Origin of the sequence: Bacillus mesophilum (assembly GCF_008923265.1) — a bacterium.
Taxonomy (GTDB): Bacteria; Bacillota; Bacilli; order Bacillales; family Cytobacillaceae; genus Cytobacillus; species Cytobacillus mesophilum.
In genome coordinates, this window is the sequence record NZ_WBOT01000004.1 from 311714 (window position 1) to 332382 (window position 20669).

Genomic DNA, 20669 nt, shown 5'->3' on the forward strand with positions numbered 1-20669 from the left:
GACTAGCTGCAGCTTCGATAATATAAATGTATATTCAGAAAATTTATAGCTATGGGACTGTTGATGATGAATCATATGCAGAACGTAAATATACAAGCAAAAAAGGCTGTATTTCAAACACTCGTTTGAGATACAGCCTTTTTCTTTACTCTGCTAACATAATGAGGAGGAATAAAATGGTTATTTTAACAGGGCATTCATTAACTTTGAAAGAGGCAGCTAAAATTATATTCGAAGGAGAAAAAGTTATAGCTTCACCAGCCAGTTTGGCGGAAGCTGCAAGAAGCCATGATGCCGTAACAAAAATTGTTGAAGATCAAAGAGTTGTATATGGGATTAATACAGGTTTTGGCAAATTTAGTGATGTGCTGATTCATCAAGGTGATGTAAAGGAACTGCAGCTGAATTTAATCCGCTCACATGCCTGCGGGACAGGCGACCCTTTTCCTGAATCTGTCTCAAGAACGATGCTTCTTTTACGGGCGAATGCATTATTAAAAGGGTTTTCAGGCGTACGGCCGGTCGTAATTGATACTCTGCTGAAGCTGCTGAATCATGGGGTTCATCCTGTTGTTCCGCAGCAAGGCTCACTTGGTGCAAGCGGAGACTTGGCACCTCTGTCGCATCTGGCTCTTGCTCTAATTGGAGAAGGTGAGGTATTTCATAAAGGAACACGAAAGGCTTCATCCCTCGCTTTAGTGGAAGAAGGCATAACCCCGCTTGTGTTAGAGGCAAAGGAAGGGCTGGCTCTTATTAATGGAACACAGGCGATGACTGCAATGGGAGTCATTGGATATTTGGAAGCGGAAAGATTGGCGCTGCAGTCTGAAATCATTGCAGCGATCACCATGGAAGGGTTAAATGGCATTATTGATGCATTTGATGAAGATGTCCATATGGCAAGAGGATACCACCAGCAGACAGATGTAGCGAGAAGAATGAGAGAGCATTTAGAAGGGAGTAAGCTGATCTCCAGACAAGGTGAAATCCGGGTGCAGGATGCGTATTCGATTCGCTGCATCCCACAAGTCCACGGAGCTTCGTGGCAGGCCCTTGATTATGTAAAAGAAAAATTGGAAATCGAAATAAATGCTGCCACAGATAATCCGCTCATCTTTGATGATGGGATGAAGGTGATTTCAGGAGGTAATTTTCATGGCCAGCCAATTGCCTTTGCAATGGACTTTATGAAAATTGCTGTTGCAGAGCTTGCTAATATTTCTGAGAGAAGAATTGAAAGACTTGTCAATCCGCAGCTTAATGATCTGCCGGCTTTTCTAAGCCCAGAGCCTGGATTGCAGTCTGGAGCAATGATTCTGCAATATTGTGCGGCCTCCCTTGTCTCCGAAAATAAAACATTGGCACATCCGGCAAGCGTGGATTCGATTCCATCTTCAGCTAACCAAGAAGACCATGTGAGCATGGGAACAATCGGATCGAGACATGCGTATCAAATCATTCAAAATACAAATAAGGTGCTCGCTATTGAACTGATTTGTGCTCTTCAAGCTGCTGAATTCAAAGGAATTGAAAATATGGCTAAGAAAACAAGAGATTATTTTGAATTGGCGCGAGATATCGTTCCATCTATTACAAAAGATCGGGTTTTTGCACACGATATGGAAGCCTGTGCAGCATGGCTGAGGAATAATCATACAGAAGTGGCGTTATAAATAGTCTTATTAAGAAGCCTGCAGGCTCAAATTCACTGCAGGCTTACTTCTATTATTGCTTAGCACGGCTTTCCAGCTCTTTCGCTTCATCTTCTTCAAAGCGATTTTTAAAAGCCTCCTGAACAACAATAAATTCTTCATCCTCTTGTGCTTCAGTTGTATGGCGCTCTACTTGCTCAGCGCTGGCAGGAAGATCTCCTGGATGATGTTTATTTTTGTGATTGAAATGTTCACCGCGTCCCATTGTTTGGCTCCTTTCCATTTGTCAGCTTCATATCATATTCTTTCCTAGAGAGGCATCACTATGTACAGATAAATGTATATATGCCATTACAATAATTGGGTATAATAAAAGTAAAGAATTCTTAAATGGGAGGGAAGGACAATCGACTTATTTTCCATTATTGCAGAAGAGAAAATCAAAAAAGCATACAAAGATAAAGAATTTGAAAACCTGCCAGGCTATGGAAAGCCATTGCCAAAGGATGATTTAGCAGCAGTGCCTGAAAGCATGCGCATGGCTTATCGCATCCTCAAAAACGCAGGATACACACCTGAAGAAAACGACTTGAAAAATGAAATAAAATCAATAGAAGATTTGATAAAACTTTGCGAAGATCCCCAAGAAAAAAAGGAATTGCAAAAAAAGGTCAACGAAAAACTGCTTCACTATAACCGCATTCTTTCCAAAAGAAAAACCAACACAAACTCAACTGTCTTTAAAAGCTATGAGAATAAAATTCAGAATAAATTGCTGTAGGGAAGCGCGAAGGCGGTTAGTCGCCGGTGCTGCGCACAAGAAACCCGAATGGCTCTTAGCCCCTAAGCCGGGCACATAGAAGAGCCTGAAACAAAACAAAATTAATCTTTCTAAACAAGTCCGTTCCATTGCGCTGCAGACCCTCGCTTTCCGTGGGGAGGAAGCTGAGCCTCCTCGTCGCGCGCTCCTGCGGGGTCTCACCCTTTCCTCTATTGCCCACAGGAGTCGAGGGTCCTCCGCTCCATTTCACTAATGTTTGAATGATATATGATAAATTAATAAATAAAAAAACGAATGATTAGAAAGATGACCTTCTTAACCATTCGGTTCTATGAGGGTGTTAAATAATTATGTCTCAGCCTCATTAATCATTTTATAAATGTATGTAAAATTTGAGAATATAGGTTAGGCTGCTCTCGATGCACTAAATGACCAGCAAAAGGGATTACGCTTATATGTATATTTGGATTTAATTGTTTGTAAGTAATAGCAGCGGATACTTCTTGTTCTTGCTGTTCTCCTACTGTATAAAGCGTCGGCATTTGCAATGCAGACACATTGCCTGTATGTTCAAATGGATAAAAATCATCTTCCGCCATAAAACGAAGGAGTGATTTCCAATCATTGTCGCCATGAATCTCGTTTAAATAAGCTACAGCTTCATCGTTATGAAATAACTGTTCATAATGTTCTGCCTCTTCTTTTGATGATTCTGCCCAATTTTCAGGTTCTATTGGAAATACTCCTGAAAAACAGAGTGACTTTACCATACCGGGATATTCTTTGGCAAACATCAGGGAAACAATCCCGCCTACAGACACTCCGGCAACATGGCACTGCTTGATCTGTAAATGGTCCAAAGTTTCATATAAGTCTTTCACACAATCGCTAAAAAAATTCTCCAGTGAACCCACCGATTTACCGTGTCCTCTTAGATCCGGTCTAATGACTTTATAGTTTTGTGCTGAAAAATATTCAGTCTGTTCTTTGTACTCAGTCACACCGGTCATACCGCCAGAATGTATAAGTACAATTGGCTCTCCGTCACCTGTAATGGATGTGTGTAAAATCATCCTTCCACCTCCTATGAATTTTTAGTATCCAATCGTTTTAAAACCCCATATAATGTCTCTTCCAGCGCCAATTGGGATTATACTCAAATGGATTTTCCATATTTATACTATCGTAAGAAAGCTTTATGTGCCATCACTTAGATAAATTATTTCTATAACATGCACTAATTTGCTAAAGGAAAATAGAAAAATGTCGAAATAGATAGTATAGGGAGTATGACTGCAGTAATTACCTATAATGGTAGTTTACTAGGTTGAAAGTCATGTTAACAGAGAATCTAATGAATAGGTGTGGCACATATGGATAAAACAACAATAATTGGGTTGATTTTAGGCTTAGTCGCAGTTGGAATTGGGATGGTTTTTAAAGGGGTAAGCCCTGGCGTTCTTGCCAATCCAGCAGCTTTATTAATTATTATTCTGGGAACTGCCGCTTCGGTAGCGATCGCATTTCCAACGAGTGAAGTGAAAAAAGTTCCTAAACTATTCGGAGTTATTTTTAAAGAAGAAAAAGCAATTGACCAAGCCGAATTAATCAAAATGTTTTCTGAATGGGCTCAGCTGGCAAGAAAAGAAGGCTTGCTTGCGCTTGAGACGAAAACGAATGAAGTGGATAATGCATTTTTAAAAAATGGTCTTTCCTTAGCAGTTGATGGCCAAAGTGCGGACTATATCCGTGACGTATTAAGTGAAGAAGTAGAAGCAATGGAGGAAAGACATCAGGCAGGTGCGCAAATCTTTACACAAGCTGGAACATATGCACCAACACTAGGGGTGCTTGGAGCAGTTATCGGCTTAATCGCGGCACTTGGTAATATGAGTGATACAGATTCATTAGGCCACGCAATTAGTGCTGCCTTTGTTGCCACACTTCTGGGAATTTTCACAGGGTATGTATTATGGCACCCATTCGCAAACAAGTTAAAACGGAAATCAAAGCTTGAAGCAAAGCAAAAATATATGATGATTGAAGGGATTTTATCGATCCTGGAGGGAGAAGCTCCACGTGTTATTGAGCAAAAGCTTGCTTCCTATCTTCCTGCTGGCGAGAGGAAAAGAATCCTCGATGAAGGCAGCGTGACTGCAAATGAGTAAAAGAAAAAAGAAAGAGCATCATGAAGAACATGTAGATGAATCCTGGCTATTGCCTTATGCAGATTTATTAACATTGCTTGTTGCGCTGTTTATCGTATTATTTGCAATGAGTTCTGTTGATGCTGAAAAGTTTCAAAAGCTTTCAAAATCGTTTAATGATGTGTTTACTGGCGGTACAGGGGTTATGGAATTTCCAAGCCCCATACCTGAAGGGTCAAGGGAAGCTACTGATGTGAGCAAAGATAATCTGCCGGAAAGTGGACAAGAGCAGGAACAGCCACAGCCGCAGGATCAGGAGGCACAAGCAGCTCTTGAACAGCTTGCTAATGAAGAGCTGAGAAAACAAGCTGACCAAGAAGAATTATCTTCTCTTCAGGAAAAAGTGAATTCATATATTACAAACAATGATTTAACGGATAAACTGGAAACATCCTTAACCACAGAAGGGCTGCTTGTCACGATACGTGATAACGTATTATTTCAGTCAGGAAGTGCGGACGTAAGAAGACAGGATTATGATGTCGCCGGAGAGATAGCTGAGCTGCTCGTCATGGATCCGCCGAGAAATATTATGATTAGCGGACATACGGATAATGTCCCTATTAGCAATGCTCGATTTTCATCAAACTGGGAACTAAGCGTTATGCGCGCCGTTAACTTTATGAAAATAATTTTAGAAAATGATCAACTCGATCCTGGCAAATTTAGTGCCAAAGGCTTTGGAGAATTCCAGCCAGCTGCAGCAAACGACACAGCAGACGGCCGCGCTAAAAACCGAAGAGTTGAAATTTTGATCTTACCTAGAACAGAAAGCTGACCCGTAATAGGGTTCAGCTTTTTTTTTATAAATATAGAAAGTACTTCTCAGCGAATAATTAGATATAAAAAATAGCTCCTATCGCAGGACGTAGGTTAATTTGGTATGAACCAAATCAGAGCTATAATGCGAAAGGAGCTGTTTCCTTATAAAGGATGCCATAAATAGGCAGTTGTAAACATGTTATAGAAATAGTTTAATAATCAGATCATTTCGGATCGGAAAGATGATCCTAGGTGCAAAGATCACCCTATGCAGACAAATCGGTCTGCTGTGTTCCCCGGCCACCCTGATAATGACATAGAAAATAATAAGGAATAACCGTCAGCAGAATAACGACCGAAAGAATACTGTACAAACTGCCAATGCTCATATAAGCTGCAACAACACCCAATGCATAAGAGCTTATGCCAAAGCCTGAATCAAAAAACGTGAAGAAAGTGGAGGTTGCTAAGCCTCTCTTTTCAGGGGCGGCCCGATTAATCGCCATGGTTTGCAGGCTTGGAGAAAGAGTACCGAAACCAAGGCCAATTAACCCGCCTGCCAATAAAAACACAAAGGCGCCTGATGCCTGACTTAAAACAAACATCCCAACTGCAAAAATGACAATAGCAGGATAAATGATTTTATGTGAGCCATATAAATCAAACCATTTTCCCGTAAATGGACGGGAAAGGATAATAAACGCAGCAAATACTACAAAGAAATAGCTTGCAGCTTTGAGTAAACCTAATTCCGTTGCATAAACCGAAATGAAAGAAAGAATTCCTGAGTAAGCAAAAGCAAGAATCCCCCCTACAATTGCAACTGGAATTGCTGATGCTTCAAAAAAGCTGGCAAAGGATAATTTCTCTCTTACCTTTTGAAGCGGTTTTCTCTCTGGCACTTTAACAATTAATGAAAGCAGCAAACCAAACAGAGCTAAAATCGCAACAAGGATGAAAAGAGCGTCAAATGAGAAAGAGCGAATAATGGTTAATCCAGTGAATGGACCTGCAACCATGGCAATATTCATAAACAATGCATAATAGCCAAGTCCTTCGCCTTTTCGTTCATCAGGGATCACGTCTGCAACAATAGTCCCTGTAGCTGTTGTCGCGACGCCAAAGCCAATGCCATGAATAAAGCGGAGTGCCAGCAAGAATGGAATGGAATCAGCTAATAAGTATAGAAAAGAACTAATAAAGAAAATACATAAAGATATCAATAACAGCTTTTTGCGGCCGATTCCATTAATCCATTTTCCAGTGAACGGTCTGCAGAGTACAGCAGAAATTAAAAAACAGGCTGTCACCAGCCCAACATCCGCCTCTGTTCCGTGCAAGTCATCTAAAACATAAAGCGGCAGTGCTGTCAGCAATATATAAAATCCGATAAATAGAAAAAAACTAATAAATGAAATACCTAAAAAATCTTTTGTCCATAATGGTTTTTTCATGATGTCCTCCTTTTCTACAGTAAAGTACTGTTCATTTTATGGATAATGTTCAGTACGGTTAGAAACTCATCTTCAGTTAAATGAGATAAAACCTGTTTCTCGCAGGATTTGATCTCCTCGAGCCAGATTGGAAATTTATCAACCGCCTCAGCTGAAAGCATAATTCTTTTTTCACGTTTATCATTTCCTTGCGTTTTATCAATAAATCCAGCCTTTTCTAATCGTGCCACAGCTCTTGTAATAGATGGAGCTTCAATAGCTAAATAAGCTGCAATTTCTTTTTGTGTTTGGGGTCCTTTTGTGTGCAAGAGATAAATAATACTCCACTGGGAAGAATACAGACCGAGAGGAACTAGCTTTTCGTTTAGAAGCTTAGAAAAATGACGTGAAAATTGATTTATGCTATGAAAAAAATCACTGCTGTTATCCAACTTATTCACCCTTTATAAAAATAGTTACCTAGGTAACTATACACACATTGTTCACAAATGTCTATATAGATTTGGCTTGCAGTAACGCTAAACATATGTTTATAATTAAGACAAAAGTTTATAAGTGTTGGAGGTGAAATCATGAATGAAAAAGAATCTCTTATTTTACAGCTTATAAAAGAAGATCCATTTATGACTCAAAATGAAATTGCCGAGAAGACTGGGTTATCGCGCTCAGCTGCAGCTGGTTATATCTCTTCTTTAGTGAAGCAGGGGAAACTGCTGGGCAGAGCATATGTCCTGCCAGAGAAAAGAAATATTCTTTGTGTTGGCGGAGCCAATGTGGACAGAAAGATACAAGTAATTGAAAATCTGCAATACGGCACATCCAATCCGGCAGAAAGTGCTCAGTCATGCGGCGGGGTAGCAAGAAATATTGCTGAAAACCTGGGCAGATTAGGTTCTGACGTCTCCTTGCTGACAGTTGTAGGCGGTGATCATGAAGGAAGTTGGCTATTGGATTCATCCAAAAGTTTCGTAGATATCACCCCATCACATGTTTTCACAGATCGCTCAACAGGGACATATACAGCTGTTTTAGATGAAAGAGGAGAAATGAGTATTGCTCTTGCGGATATGTCTATTTACGATGAAATTAATTATGATTTTATCGATAAAAGATGGGGCTACTTTGCATCTGCCGAAATGGTCATACTTGATACGAATTTTTCAAAAGAGGTATTAGAGAAAATTATCAGACGATGTGAGGAAGAAGAAATTCGTCTTTGCATTACTCCTGTTTCGGCTCCAAAAGTGAAGAAACTGCCTGCCAACTTAAATGGAGTAACATGGCTGATTGCCAATAAAGATGAGGCAGAAGCTTTATCTGGAATGAAGATTGAGAATGAAGGCGACTTTTTTAAATCAGCTGAGATGCTGATTAAAAAAGGCGTTGAAAAAGTGGTCATCACTCGTGGAGATAAAGGGTTAATCTACTTTACAAATGAAGGCGATGCTGGAGTACTGCTGCCGCCTCACGTAAAAGTGGCCGATGTAACAGGAGCGGGTGATTCATTGGTGTCAGGCATTATGTTTGCTGATTTAAAAGGGTTAAATACGGAGAATGCATGCAAGATAGGAATTGCCTGCTCCATGCTGACTCTGCAATCACAAGAAACGGTAAATCCTGAATTAAATCATTCACGACTGCAAGATACATTTAAACAAAATTTTAACTAAGGAGCATCATACATTATGTTAGAAAAATACTTGGAATACTCAGCAGAAGTACTGGAAGCAAAGAAAGCAGGAAAAGCAATTGTTGCTTTAGAATCCACAATTATTTCGCACGGCATGCCATATCCGCAAAACGTAGAAACGGCAAAAGAGGTTGAGGATATTATTCGCCAAGGCGGAGCTATTCCAGCAACAATTGCCATCTTAGATGGAAAAATTAAGATCGGTATTTCAGACGAAGAACTAGAATTTTTGGCAACAAGCAATGATATTGAAAAAGCAAGCCGAAGAGATCTTCCATATCTCATCGCTACAAAGAAAAATGGTGCAACAACAGTAGCTGCGACGATGATTTGTGCGGAGCTTGCTGGCATTGAAGTATTTGTAACAGGCGGAATTGGCGGGGTTCACCGCGAAGCAGAAACAACAATGGATATTTCTGCTGACCTGCAGGAGCTTGCTAAAACAAATGTTGCGGTTGTTTGTGCAGGAGCTAAATCTATCTTAGATATCGGTCTAACAATGGAATACTTAGAAACAAACGGCGTTCCAGTAGTTGGGTACGAAACAGACAAATTGCCTGCATTCTACACGCGTTCAAGCGAATTTGATGTCAATTTCCGAGTAGATGATGCAACTACAGCAGCTGACCTAATCCGCACGAAATGGGAACTAGGCTTAAACGGGGGCGTTGTGATCGCAAACCCAATCCCTGAAGAGCACGCACTAGAAGAGGCGTTCATTACAAACGTAATCGAAACGGCTTTAAAAGAAGCAAAAGAAAACAATATTGCCGGTAAAAACGTAACACCATTCCTTCTTGGGAAAGTAAAAGAGCTGACAGAAGGGACAAGCCTGACAGCTAATATTGCATTAGTAAAGCATAATGCTGTTGTTGGAGCTGGAATTGCTGTAAAACTTCAAAAGTAATTGTGGTTAGGGATCGCCATTGAGTCGTTTGGACTTGATGGCGGTTTTTTTGTTGGCAGGGGACTGGGGATGATGCTTGCTGGTGGCGTTTGGCGGATAAAACGGCGTTTTTGGCGGATAATTGAGAATAACGGCGGATAATAATTTTTTACGGCGGATAAATCAAAATAATGGCAGATAAATTTTCTGGACGGCGGATATCTAAGCTAAAGCGATAGACTTGTTAGGATTTTCAGACGTTTTCTGAATAATTGCAGCGTAAAAAGCCGGATAAAGGCATTTTTCCTCTAAAAACAGGCAGAGATCTGAAGAAATTTTGCGAGCTTATACACAAAAGATAACGCAAGCATTCTCCGCAAGTTACCCTTGAGTTGTTTCAACTAATTCTGCCTCTAGAATATACCGATAAGGCGCATCGCCAATAAAGGAGAACGGATAACAAGTAGAAATTGTTAATAGTTCCTCTGGAGCTGTGGAGCGTATAACCGTTGTATCATCTGCGTCCACGATATAGCTTCGCTTAATTTTATAAGTAAACTCCCCATAAGGCATAATCATGTGAACAAGATCCCCAATCTGCACATCACCAAGCCGGCGAAACACGGTATCACGGTGGCCGGAAAGCAGTATTTGATCAGCCTGCCCAGGCAAAACGGTGCTGCTAAAGTGACCAACGCCTTTTTCAAGCTCATCCTCGTCTGTTCCTTCTATAATAGGAAGTTCACCATCGATGGTTGGAAGCTGAAGAATTCCGATTGACTCTCCAATCTGAAAAGAAGGAATCTCGATTGGCGTTTGTTCAGTAACAGAAGATAAGTTACTCTCCGAACTTTTTCCGATATTACGATACGCCTGTTCAAGAGATTCTGCTGTTTTTGCCTCAGTTTCAGCAATGGCAGAAATTCCTTTGTATAATAATCCTCCTCCCACAATCATCAGAATACTGGCACTGACGAGCAACAGAATCGAGCCACCCTTCACTCCAACTCCTCCTTTTGTGAGTTCTTAAACTTCATAAAAGATAAGTAATAAGCAAAATCATCTTTTGTAATTCCATTTTCAATAGCTTCTTTGATTAAAAGGACCCACTCTTCATCCAGATTAGATAAATCTTTTTCCTTATCTAATAAGTCCTCAACAGTGGTATCAAGCGTGTACGCCAGACGTTCTAGGATTTGCAGAGAGGGATTCTTCTGAATGCCCCGCTCAATATAGCTTAAATATGATTTTGATACTCCTGCGAGTTCCGCTAACTCATTTAAAGAATATCCCTTTTTTCCTCTTAAATATTTCACCTTTATCCCGATCATAAAAGACTCCTTTTTTTGTAGATCACCTTATCAGCATAATTTTATATCTGTAAGAAACTAGAGGAAATGTATATTAAAAAAACAAATCAACACATTCATTATAACGAACAAAGTGTTCTGTAAAAAATACGAAATAATGAGAAAACTGAAGATAAAGTAAGAAAATGCAGGAAAAACGTTCGTTAAAACGAAAATTTGGCTATTTTTAGTATTTTTCAAACTAGTAAATTTGAAATATACTCAGTTTGTAAGTTCGATAAAACGAACGAAAAAAAGAAAAGATAATGAACGATTTCCTGTTGGGGGGGATTCCAATAAGAAAGAAACGCTTGAGAAAGTTCAAAAAGAAAAATAAGAAGTTAATCAATGTAATAAAAATAACGGCAATTTGGTATTTGTTCTTTGGAATGGCAGCCTATCTAACAGGAAATACAAATGCATATTTTATTGATGATAGCAAAGTAAGCGGACAAATTACTGCCGGAGTATGGCTTCCTTCATTGAAGATCACTGCAACAGGTTACTCTGATGATGGCAAAGGCATTTACGCTAAAGTTGAAAATGCTGGTGCCGCAATGGAATCTACGGGTTCATATCAAATTTTAAAAGCGAATGAAGCTGTTTACGAAGGTTCAATTGACTTATTAAGTGAAGGTGGATCAACCACTATTACCTTCGAAGCCAGTGAAAGCGGAAGCTATCAATTTAGAATATCTGCCCCAGGGTCAGAAGATAGTTTATCAGAGTTATTAGAAATAACGATAGAAGAGCAAGAAGAACCTAAAGAAGTAGTTGATGAAAAGGTAGAAGATCCGCCAGCTGAAGAGATTAAAGACGGGGAAGAAAGTACTGAAGATAAGGTGCAGCCAGAACCGCCAGCGAACAAAGATGATCCTAAACAACCCGCACCTCCAGCGGATATTGGCGGTAAAGGGGATGGAAATACGGTTACACCTCCTGCTGAAGAAACAAAAGAGCAGAAACCAGAGCAGCCAAGTGAACCAGTTCAGCCACCAGTGGAAGAACCACCGAGTGAACAAAATTCTGAAAAAACAATAGAACAGGCTGGTGATTAGATGAAGAAAGCTAAAAAAATAATTAGCAATGTGATCACAGGAGTATTATTTGTGAACTTAATACTAATGGCCTTTCTAGTGGTTTCCTCCAAAGCGTCAGGAGGGGAACCACAGGCCTTTGGATATCAGCTGAAATCAGTACTATCAGGCTCTATGGAACCAACCTTTCAAACAGGTTCTATTATTGCAGTCAAACCAGTAGATGCTGAACAAGCAAAAAAGCTTAAGAAAGATGATGTCATCACGTATGTAACAAGTGATGAAATTTTAGTCACACACAGAATTATCGGAGTCACTGAAAGCGGCGACCAGGTTATGTATGAAACAAAAGGGGATAACAACCAGACTGCAGATATGGAATCTGTCTTATCAGACAATATCAGAGCCGTTTATTCCGGTTTCACGATTCCATTTGCAGGTTATTTTATAGACTTTGCACAATCGAAAGAAGGAAGTGCAATCTTACTCATTGGTCCTGGAGTTCTCTTACTTGCTTATGCTGCATTCAGCATATATCAAGGCTTAAGAGAATTAGAGCCAAAAGCAAAAAAAGAAGAAGAAACAACAGAAAAAACAGCTTAATAGAATCGGTTGAACCTCTTGTTCCTACAAGAGTCAATATAAAACAATAATACATACCCAAAAAGGGTCAGGGAGGAAATTAGTAATGAGCATTAAGAAAAAATTAGGTTTAGGTATTGCATCAGCTGCACTTGGAATGTCATTAGTTGGCGGGGGAACGTTTGCATACTTTAATGATACTGAAGTAAATAACAGTAGTTTTGCTGCAGGTACTTTAGATATTAACGTAAAAGGAAACGACACAGATAATGCAATTATTAACGTTTCTAATATCAAACCTGGGGATACTATGACTCGCAACTTTAAACTAAATAATACTGGATCATTGAATGTATCAAGAGTATTGTTAACTTCTGAATATACACAAACAGGAGTTGATGGTAATGCAGATTTCGGTGACCATATTAAGGTACAGTTTATCGATAATAAAGATAAAAAGACTAGAGTTGTACATGAAACAACGCTAAAAGCACTGAGTACTAGTAATGTCACAGATAGAGATGTATTAGGTTGGTTCCTTGGTGGCGAAGAAGATGGACTAAGAGCAGGTACATCAGACGATCTTCAAGTGAAGTTTGAATTCGTTGATAACAAGCAAGATCAAAATGCCTTCCAAGGAGCATCATTGCAGCTTGAATGGACTTTCGAAGCACAACAAACTAGAGGCGAAAGCAGATAATAGCAACACAAAAAGGCGGGAATTTATTCCCGCCTTTTGTCAAATCAAATGAGTGAGGTAATGCCATGAATAATCAAGGTTTGCTGGCAAAACCAAAGATCGTTTTCATCCTATTTATATTTATGCTTTCATTGGGCATTGGCGGGCTTCCTGTTCATGCAGAAGATCGAGAGGTTGATATTCAAACCAATCCTCATGGATATCTTTTTCAAGTTGACAATTTAAAACCTGGAGATTGGATGCCGCGAAATATTACCGTAAAGAATAATGGCTTAATGGACTTTAAGTATATCGCTAGAATTGGAGATGAAAAGTCTGTAAAGGGTTTATTCGAAGAGCTGGAGTTCCTGGTGAAAAAGGAAAACGATCTTTTATATGATGGAAAGCTGAAAGATTTTACTGGCTTTTCTCCAAGGGAACTGACAAAGGGATCAGAAGAGACATTGTTCCTTCAAGTAAAAGTGCCCGAAACGTTAGGAAACAGTTTTCAAGGCAGCTCGGCTGAAGTTGAAATTATCTTTTTAGCAGAGAGAATTGGAGACTCAACCCCAACTGATCCAGGAGAAGACCCAGATCCAACCGATCCAGGAGAAGACCCAGACCCAACTGATCCAGGAGAAGATCCAGATCCAACCGACCCTGGAGAGGACCCAGATCCGACTGATCCAGGAGAAGACCCAGATCCAACCGATCCAGGAGAGGATCCAGACCCGACTGATCCGGGAGAAAATCCAGATCCAACGAACCCTGGAGAGAACCCAGATCCGACTGATCCAGGCGGAAATCCAAATCCAACGAACCCAAATCCTGCCGATCCAGTTAACAATCCAAATCCAACCCTACCTGATGATGAACAACCGGCGGAAGATATTGTTGTAAGTCCAGAAGTTGTAAATACACTTCCAAATACGGCAACGAATCATTACAACATACTCATAGCAGGTCTGCTTGCAACTATCGGTGGAGGTTTCCTTTTACTTATTTATATTAGAAAAATTCGCAATGCAGGTTAGACGCGAAATGATATGGGGGAAAGAGACTTGAATATAAAAAAGAAATTAGCTGCTGGTGTCTTATCATCTGCATTAGGACTTAGCCTGGTTGCAGGAGGAACATTTGCTTACTTTAGCGATCAGGAAACTGCAGAGAGCTTTTTTGCTGCCGGTACATTAGATTTAGAGATTAACAAAGAAAATATTATCAAGATTGATAATCTCAAACCAGGTGATTATGCATTTCGTGCTTTTGAATTAAAGAATGCTGGTTCATTAAATATTAAAGATATTCTTCTGCAGTCTGAATACGAAGTATACGATAAAAAGGGCGATAACAATGGGGAAGATTTTGGTGAGCATATTATCGTTCAATATTTATATAATGTATCAGGCAAAGAACAAGTGATATTTACAGAGAGCTTAGCCAACTTAACGAATAATCCAGTTCAAGTTTTGGAAAATATGCCAGCAGGTGCAAGAAACGCAACGAAATTTACAGTTCAGTTTAAATTTATTGATAATGGGCAGGATCAGAATATATACCAAGGAGATGCCTTAGAGCTTAAATGGACATTTAAAGCAAACCAAGAAGCTGGATCATCTAGATGATTTTTTAGAAATTACGGTGATTAGATGAAAGTCATACTGTATTATCTTGCGCTTTTAAATTTACTCGACGGTGCTGTAACCTATCTCGGTCTTCAACACAACATGATCACAGAAGCCAACCCTTTAATGGATGCTATTTATGAGGCAGGACCTCATTGGTTTCTTATACTAAAGGTTGCCCTTTCGGTGATTTTGTATGGATTGAATTTCACTGGGGCTGTTCCGGATGGAAAAGGAATTAGAAAGCTGGCGATGTTTGCTGTGATTTTGTATACAGGTGTTTGTGTTCTGCACAGTCTTTGGATTATTCCATTTGTGCTTTAACATGAATGCCTTTGTAAGTGAATAGGATGATAGAAGAATTTCTTCGAGAAGAGGTGCTTTATGTATCAGAAAAATTGTGATCGCTGTCAGCGTCCATCCTTCAGCAGCAGTGAACAGGGGGATTGGCTCTGTCCGGTTTGCGGAAATGATCTGACCAGCCAGCCTTTTTTTAATGCTATGACACAGGAAAGAGTAAATGTTTCCTATAAAGTAAAAGAACAAAAAAAGAAAATTGAAAAGGACACTCCTTATCAGCCTGCTGTTTCAGAGGTAAGTAAATCTATTAATCTTATTATTTAAATTACTTTACCGATATTCTGAAAAATATAGAAAAAAATAAAATAATGTACAAAAAGTGACAAACATTAACAAAAGGATATAGTATGATAGATAGTGAGGAAATACTTTGAAGAAAAGGCAAACTTGCTGAAAGGCAAGGACGCAAAGTCACGGATCTAACGTATAATATTGGGCGTCATTACCGATGTAAGGAAGTTTTACTGTCATACACACCGCCTGGAGAAGATACTATGATGGCCGGATTGCCTAGGATACGATACGTATTTTGGGGGGAAAAAGAGTGATCGAGATGATGAGTAATAATCGTGAAGTCGTTGATGCTGAATGGATCCAGTTGATTACCGAAGCCAAGAATATGGGGCTGGAACAAGCGGAAATCAGAGCTTTTCTTCAATGTCATTTAGAAAAAGAAGTGGAGAAGGTTTAAAATGAGGAAGACAGTCGGAATGAATGAGGCGTGATACATATAGTATCACGCCTAAGTTTGTTGCTTTTTTTTGCTGCAGAGTCTGCTAGAAATGTATCTCAATCAATGATTGACCAAGTCTGAAGCTGGTTATTTATTTTGTGTTGTTCGCCATTTATTGAAATCGAGAAATTCACGAAACTGTTCCTTTGATACTCCTGATTCCATGGCTTCTTTTACAATTTTCATCCACTCAGAATCAAGCTCATCTTTATTAATTTGCTCATGTATTAAATGATCAACTGGAACATCTAGTACGCCAGCAACTTTTTCCAGAAACTGGATTGAAGGGTTCGTTTGGAGGTTTCTTTCCAGAGAACTCAAATAAGATTTTGCAACTCCTGCTTGTTCAGCAAGCTCAGATAAGGATAATTTTTTTTCCATTCGGAGCTGTTTCACTCGATCTCCAATCATTCAATCTCACACACCTTATCAACATTGGTAAGTTCATCATATCAGAAAATTCCTTACCAGTTCCATATTACGAACAATTTGTTCAATAATTTCTATATTATAGTATCATAAATTTCGCCAAAATTTCACAAAAATTTAATCTTTTTATTGCTTGTTTTTAGGTCTTTATTCCTAATTTAGCATTTTTTCTTTTTCTTCTTCTTTTTTATAAATGTCTGCAATTTCTTCAACTGCTTTATCGATATGATCTGAGTTTATATAGTAAAACGGACCATCATATTCATTAAGTTTAAATGTATAACGAGGATCGTAGTATGTTTCCAGAAGCAGCTGAATAAAACGTCGATAATCCTTTTGCAGCAGTGCATCCTCGATAAGCGCGATGGCTTCTTTGTCTCTTAGCCTTTTTTTGACTAAGATAAAGGATTCCTCTAATTTAACATTAAACCATTCTTCTTGTATATATGGTTTCACATATTCAGTGGACAAACGGTTCACTCGCTGCTCCATTGAACAATCCAATTGAATGTGAATGCCTTCTTTTTTTAGATGAATTAACTCCTCAGGCTGGACAGCTTTTCCGATTCTTTTGCTTTCAGCCTCCATAATGACAAATGGTGACTCCTGTATGGTATGCAATGTTTGAAAAAGCAATGCATCGAACATCTTTTGATTATGTGGATTTTCCTGGCCAAAACTGCCAAAGATTGAGCCTCGATGACGCGCGATAAGCTCTAAATCAATGACGGGCATGCCTTGCTCACTTAGTCGGCTAAGTACTTCTGTCTTGCCGCTGCCTGTTAAACCGTGTAAAACAATTGCTTTTTTCTTCAGCATACTCGGCAGTTTCTCTAAAATATATTGACGATAAGCACGATATCCGCCAATCAAACGAGGCATGGGGAGTCCGGCAAATTGCAGAAAAGTTGCGACTGATTTACTGCGAGTACCGCCGCGCCAACAGTAGATCACAGGTTCATTGCCTTTATCTTTAATGGATTTGATTTGTTTTAATAGCTGAGGAATTTTAGGAGAAACGATTTCCATTGCGCGCCAGCGTGCTGCATCACCGCTGGTCTGTTTATACAATGTGCCGATTTCTGCCCGTTCTTCATCCGTAAATAAAGGGATGTTAACGGCTCCTGGTATGTTAAATTCACGGAATTCAATTGGAGAGCGGACATCGACCGGAACGGCTCTGTCTAATTTCAGTAATTGTTCAACACTCATTTCTTTCATTTTCATTGCCTCCAATAGGTTTCTAGTGCACAATATGAATGTGGTGTTAGCTTAAGAAATATAAGATACTTACGGATACTATAGCAGGGAAACAGGGAGACTGAAAATAGAAGAACGTTTCGAAGCTGTGCATCTGGCTCTTATTCATGGATGTTAGCTAACATCTTACAATCTGATTATACTCTTTTATTGTGGTGATTCTTGTGAAAAATAAATATTTAATGATTTATGAAGATCTGGTAGAGAAAATTCATCAGGAAGAATATCCTGTTCATTCCATATTACCGTCTGAAAATGATCTGACTGATTTGTATTCTACTTCAAGAGAGACGATCCGCAAGGCTTTGAATTTGCTTGCACAAAATGGCTATATCCAAAAAATTCGCGGAAAAGGCTCTATTGTACTTGATTTGAAGAAGCTGCAGTTTCCGATTTCTGGGTTAGTCAGTTTTAAAGAGCTGACAGGTACAATGGGTCAGCAGGCTGAAACTATTGTCGCGGAATTCACCTTGAAGAAGCCGGACAGCAATATTATGAAGCAGCTTCAAATTGAAAAAGATAAAAAGGTATGGAAAGTGCATCGCATTCGAAAGATTGAAGGCGAGAAGATTATTCTTGATAAAGATTACATAATTGAAAGTCAGATCCCCGGTTTAACTGAAGAGATTTGTAAGCGGTCCATTTTTGAATATATTGAAAAGGTGCTTGGCCGCAAGATTGGTTTTGCGAAGAAGGAATTCACCGTTGAGGAGCCGACTGCGGAGGATTATAAGCTGCTTGACATGGAAGGTTTCCATGCCATTGTCGTTGTGAAGAATTATATTTATCTCGATGATGCAGCACTTTTTCAATATACAGAATCAAGACATCGGCCAGATAAGTTCAGGTTTGTTGATTTTGCCCGCAGAATGGGGAATGCGTAGTCTATGTTTTAATGCTCTTTTTTCAGGGAACTCTCATAATGTGCAAAAAATGAGAGAACTGATAGGAGATGATCTAACATGGGTAAAAAAATTGCATGCTTAATCACAAATATGTTTGAGGACTCTGAATATACGGAGCCTGCGAAGAGCTTTAAAGAAGCTGGACATGAAGTTGTGACAATTGAAAAGGAACAAGGCAAATCCGTTAAAGGAAAGCAGGGGGAAGCTACTGTTTCTATTGATAAAGGCATCGATGACGTGAAACCAGAGGATTTCGATGCATTGTTTTTACCAGGCGGTTTTTCACCTGATCAGCTTCGTGCAGATGATCGTTTTGTTCAATTTACAAAAGCATTTATGGATGAAAAGAAGCCTGTTTTTGCTATTTGTCATGGACCGCAGCTTCTTATTACGGCCAAGGCATTAGAAGGCCGTGATGCAACTGGATTTAAATCCATTAAAGTTGATATGGAATATGCAGGTGCTAAATATGCAGACAAAGAAGTAGTTGTTTGTCAAAATCAGCTTGTCACAAGCAGACAGCCTGATGACATTCCAGCCTTTACGCGTGAGTCACTGAATCTTTTATAAAACAAAAAAAACAGCCTCCGGGCTGTTTTTTAATTACACTTTACGCAAATTTCCTAATTCTTCAGCAAGCGCCTGCATTTCATTTGGGCTGAATGAATCTTTTTTCATGATATGGTCATAAAGGTAGCGTAATTCCTCATACATTTCTTCATCAAAATGAGAAGGCTTGATAGCACCCATATTTAACACCTTAAGCTTATCCTTAATTTTTTCAATCATATATTCGACATTTTCAGTTGATTTCTCTGATAAATTCATCCGACATCCCCCTCTTATTAAGCTTGTCAATTCATCTTTCCATGTTCCTAGATAAAAGTCAAACATTATTCTTTTGCAGCCATGCTATATAAGTTGCATGAACCATGAGAAATAGAAGAAAATGAAATAGAGGAATCTAGTTCTAAATTCCAGAATTCAATTCGTATACATGAAAAGGAGAATGATCAGATGGGGAAATCATTGTTTTGGAAAGGTGTTTTTTATGGTGCCATTGCCGGAGGAGCTTTAACCATGCTGGATAAAAGCACGCGTGAGTCTACAGCAGCATTTTGTAAAAAAACGGCAAGCAGCACGGCGTATTATGTGAAAAATCCAAATGAAACATTCAACAATGTAAAAGAGTTTTCTGCACGAGTAAAAATTGCTGCTCAGCAGGTAAGCGAAGATGTAGCTTTCATTGCAGAAACGGTAGAAGAATTGCGGGAGGCTGCTCCTCAGGTGACAACGCTTGTGGAAAATACCAAAAGTGCTTTTAAAGGGGAGAAAGATCCTCACATTGAAAACGAGGTGAATGAATGGGACAAACATACGGAGGTTTAATCAAAAACCTTTGGAATCGTGTGCATAACGATGATGTGTTTGGTCTTGCGGCTCAATTAGCTTATTTCTTTTTGCTATCATTATTTCCTTTGCTGTTATTCTTGGTCACATTAGTGCCGTATCTGCCGATTACGCTAGAAGATATTTTAAGTGTTGTCCGCGATTACGCTCCTGGAGATACGATGGCTTTAATTGAAAACAATGTGAATCAGTTATCCGAGAAAAATGGAAAGCTGCTTTCATTCGGGATTATCGCTACGATCTGGTCTGCCTCTAATGGGATCAACGCGGTGGTGCGGGCTTTTAACAAAGCTTATGATGTCCAGGAAAGCAGATCTTTTCTAGTTTCAAGAGGAATGGCCATTCTTCTGACTTTTGGGATGATTATTGTTTTTGTCGTTGCTCTGCTTTTACCGGTGTTTGGCAGACAAATCGGAGAATTTTTATTTAATGTCTTTGGTCTGTCTGACTTTTTCTTAACTGTTTGGAATATGCTTAGGTGGCTTGTCAGTCCAGTAATTTTGTTTATCATCTTTGTGGGACTTTATTGGTTTGCTCCGAATAAAAAACTAACATGCATCAGTGTGATTCCAGGTGCCATTTTTGCTACACTTGGCTGGATCTTAACATCGCTGGCATTTTCCTACTATGTAAGCAGTTTTGGCAACTATTCGGCGACATATGGAAGTATTGGGGCAATCATCGTTCTGATGGTATGGTTTTACCTATCCGGCATCATCATTCTGATCGGCGGAGAAATCAACGCTATTCATATGAAAAATACGAAACAGGACTGCTAAATAGAAAAGCGGAAGCGCCTTGCTCAGCCCCGACAAGCTTAAGACGATCCAGACGGAAGGTCGTTCTTTGACCTTTTGACTGGATTGGC

Annotated in this window: 27 protein-coding genes and 1 riboswitch; of the genes, 18 read left to right on the forward strand and 9 right to left on the reverse strand. The window is 39.4% G+C overall.

What is annotated here, in order from left to right; genetic code table 11:
- Positions 1-176 precede the first annotated feature (176 nt).
- Positions 177-1673 carry a histidine ammonia-lyase gene (gene hutH, locus F7732_RS14660; protein WP_151574770.1) on the forward strand — a complete coding sequence of 499 codons (1497 nt, stop codon included), beginning with the start codon at positions 177-179 and terminating at the stop codon, positions 1671-1673.
- 52 nt (positions 1674-1725) lie between these two features.
- Here the strand turns inward: hutH and F7732_RS14665 are convergent, their stop codons facing one another.
- On the reverse strand, positions 1726-1917 hold the full coding sequence (locus F7732_RS14665) for a hypothetical protein (RefSeq protein WP_066449594.1): 192 nt from the start codon (positions 1915-1917) through the stop codon (positions 1726-1728).
- Between the two features lie 141 nt (positions 1918-2058).
- Here F7732_RS14665 and F7732_RS14670 point away from each other — a divergent pair, with 141 nt between their 5' ends.
- Positions 2059-2433 carry a DnaJ family domain-containing protein gene (locus tag F7732_RS14670; protein WP_151574771.1) on the forward strand — a complete coding sequence of 125 codons (375 nt, stop codon included), beginning with the start codon at positions 2059-2061 and terminating at the stop codon, positions 2431-2433.
- 368 nt (positions 2434-2801) lie between these two features.
- On the opposite strand, the gene F7732_RS14680 is transcribed toward F7732_RS14670, so the two are convergent.
- The gene (locus tag F7732_RS14680) at positions 2802-3506 is read right to left on the reverse strand and encodes an alpha/beta fold hydrolase (protein WP_151574773.1); all 705 of its coding nucleotides are present in this window, start codon (positions 3504-3506) and stop codon (positions 2802-2804) included.
- A gap of 300 nt (positions 3507-3806) precedes the next feature.
- Between F7732_RS14680 and motA the strand changes: the two genes are divergently transcribed.
- Positions 3807-4601, forward strand: coding sequence for a flagellar motor stator protein MotA (gene motA, locus F7732_RS14685; RefSeq protein ID WP_066449592.1), 795 nt, complete (start codon positions 3807-3809; stop codon positions 4599-4601).
- Positions 4594-5418, forward strand: a complete 825-nt coding sequence (gene motB, locus F7732_RS14690; RefSeq protein WP_066449589.1) for a flagellar motor protein MotB — start codon at positions 4594-4596, stop codon at positions 5416-5418. The genes motA and motB overlap by 8 nt, the downstream gene beginning before the upstream one ends.
- 250 nt (positions 5419-5668) lie before the next feature.
- On the opposite strand, the gene F7732_RS14695 is transcribed toward motB, so the two are convergent.
- Both F7732_RS14695 and F7732_RS14700 read right to left on the reverse strand, forming a co-directional pair.
- Positions 5669-6859, reverse strand: coding sequence for an MFS transporter (locus F7732_RS14695; protein WP_151574774.1), 1191 nt, complete (start codon positions 6857-6859; stop codon positions 5669-5671).
- Between the two features lie 11 nt (positions 6860-6870).
- Positions 6871-7287: a MarR family winged helix-turn-helix transcriptional regulator gene (locus tag F7732_RS14700; RefSeq protein ID WP_151574775.1), complete on the reverse strand. Its 417-nt coding sequence runs from the start codon at positions 7285-7287 to the stop codon at positions 6871-6873.
- A gap of 141 nt (positions 7288-7428) precedes the next feature.
- On the opposite strand from F7732_RS14700, the gene F7732_RS14705 reads away from it, so the two are divergent.
- Both F7732_RS14705 and F7732_RS14710 read left to right on the forward strand, forming a co-directional pair.
- Complete coding sequence (locus F7732_RS14705; protein ID WP_151574776.1) at positions 7429-8526, forward strand: carbohydrate kinase; 1098 nt, start codon at positions 7429-7431, stop codon at positions 8524-8526.
- Positions 8527-8541: 15 nt separating this feature from the next.
- Complete coding sequence (locus F7732_RS14710; protein WP_151574777.1) at positions 8542-9453, forward strand: pseudouridine-5'-phosphate glycosidase; 912 nt, start codon at positions 8542-8544, stop codon at positions 9451-9453.
- 360 nt (positions 9454-9813) lie between these two features.
- Here the strand turns inward: F7732_RS14710 and F7732_RS14715 are convergent, their stop codons facing one another.
- Together F7732_RS14715 and F7732_RS14720 are read right to left on the reverse strand one after the other, a co-directional pair.
- A complete protein-coding gene (locus tag F7732_RS14715; protein ID WP_240056638.1) occupies positions 9814-10434 on the reverse strand; it encodes a class D sortase in 621 nt (206 codons plus the stop codon).
- A complete protein-coding gene (locus tag F7732_RS14720; protein ID WP_066449573.1) occupies positions 10431-10763 on the reverse strand; it encodes a helix-turn-helix domain-containing protein in 333 nt (110 codons plus the stop codon). Before F7732_RS14720 ends, F7732_RS14715 begins: the two co-directional genes overlap by 4 nt.
- A gap of 329 nt (positions 10764-11092) precedes the next feature.
- Between F7732_RS14720 and F7732_RS14725 the strand changes: the two genes are divergently transcribed.
- The 8 genes from F7732_RS14725 (at position 11093) to sinI (ending at position 15755) form a co-directional block, all read left to right on the forward strand.
- Complete coding sequence (locus F7732_RS14725; protein ID WP_151574778.1) at positions 11093-11839, forward strand: hypothetical protein; 747 nt, start codon at positions 11093-11095, stop codon at positions 11837-11839.
- Positions 11840-12421, forward strand: a complete 582-nt coding sequence (sipW, locus tag F7732_RS14730; RefSeq protein WP_151574779.1) for a signal peptidase I SipW — start codon at positions 11840-11842, stop codon at positions 12419-12421.
- Positions 12422-12506: 85 nt separating this feature from the next.
- Positions 12507-13100 (forward strand): TasA family protein, encoded by a 594-nt coding sequence (locus F7732_RS14735; RefSeq protein WP_151574780.1) that lies wholly within the window; start codon positions 12507-12509, stop codon positions 13098-13100.
- A 65-nt stretch (positions 13101-13165) separates the two neighbouring features.
- Positions 13166-14113, forward strand: a complete 948-nt coding sequence (locus F7732_RS14740) for a TasA family protein (protein WP_151574781.1) — start codon at positions 13166-13168, stop codon at positions 14111-14113.
- 27 nt (positions 14114-14140) lie between these two features.
- Positions 14141-14704, forward strand: coding sequence for a TasA family protein (locus tag F7732_RS14745; protein WP_151574782.1), 564 nt, complete (start codon positions 14141-14143; stop codon positions 14702-14704).
- Positions 14705-14728: 24 nt separating this feature from the next.
- Entirely contained in the window at positions 14729-15028 is a 300-nt protein-coding gene (locus F7732_RS14750) for a DUF5658 family protein (RefSeq protein WP_151574783.1), read from the forward strand.
- Positions 15029-15088: 60 nt separating this feature from the next.
- Positions 15089-15328, forward strand: coding sequence for a PHD finger domain-containing protein (locus F7732_RS14755; protein WP_151574784.1), 240 nt, complete (start codon positions 15089-15091; stop codon positions 15326-15328).
- 106 nt (positions 15329-15434) lie between these two features.
- Positions 15435-15578, forward strand: a riboswitch (cyclic di-GMP riboswitch).
- A gap of 39 nt (positions 15579-15617) precedes the next feature.
- The gene (gene sinI, locus F7732_RS14760) at positions 15618-15755 is read left to right on the forward strand and encodes a DNA-binding anti-repressor SinI (protein ID WP_151574901.1); all 138 of its coding nucleotides are present in this window, start codon (positions 15618-15620) and stop codon (positions 15753-15755) included.
- Between the two features lie 129 nt (positions 15756-15884).
- Here the strand turns inward: sinI and F7732_RS14765 are convergent, their stop codons facing one another.
- Positions 15885-16208, reverse strand: coding sequence for a helix-turn-helix domain-containing protein (locus tag F7732_RS14765; protein WP_151574785.1), 324 nt, complete (start codon positions 16206-16208; stop codon positions 15885-15887).
- Between the two features lie 171 nt (positions 16209-16379).
- Positions 16380-17447, reverse strand: a complete 1068-nt coding sequence (gene mnmH / locus F7732_RS14770) for a tRNA 2-selenouridine(34) synthase MnmH (RefSeq protein WP_151574786.1) — start codon at positions 17445-17447, stop codon at positions 16380-16382.
- Positions 17448-17650: 203 nt separating this feature from the next.
- Here mnmH and treR point away from each other — a divergent pair, with 203 nt between their 5' ends.
- Positions 17651-18370: a trehalose operon repressor gene (gene treR / locus F7732_RS14775; RefSeq protein WP_192913033.1), complete on the forward strand. Its 720-nt coding sequence runs from the start codon at positions 17651-17653 to the stop codon at positions 18368-18370.
- A gap of 78 nt (positions 18371-18448) precedes the next feature.
- The gene (locus tag F7732_RS14780; protein ID WP_066449542.1) at positions 18449-18961 is read left to right on the forward strand and encodes a type 1 glutamine amidotransferase domain-containing protein; all 513 of its coding nucleotides are present in this window, start codon (positions 18449-18451) and stop codon (positions 18959-18961) included.
- A 33-nt stretch (positions 18962-18994) separates the two neighbouring features.
- On the opposite strand, the gene F7732_RS14785 is transcribed toward F7732_RS14780, so the two are convergent.
- Complete coding sequence (locus tag F7732_RS14785; protein WP_151574787.1) at positions 18995-19219, reverse strand: DUF1128 domain-containing protein; 225 nt, start codon at positions 19217-19219, stop codon at positions 18995-18997.
- Positions 19220-19408: 189 nt separating this feature from the next.
- Between F7732_RS14785 and F7732_RS14790 the strand changes: the two genes are divergently transcribed.
- Positions 19409-19780: a YtxH domain-containing protein gene (locus F7732_RS14790; RefSeq protein ID WP_192913034.1), complete on the forward strand. Its 372-nt coding sequence runs from the start codon at positions 19409-19411 to the stop codon at positions 19778-19780.
- A complete protein-coding gene (locus F7732_RS14795; RefSeq protein ID WP_151574788.1) occupies positions 19756-20580 on the forward strand; it encodes a YihY/virulence factor BrkB family protein in 825 nt (274 codons plus the stop codon). Before F7732_RS14790 ends, F7732_RS14795 begins: the two co-directional genes overlap by 25 nt.
- The last annotated feature ends 89 nt before the right edge of the window (positions 20581-20669 follow it).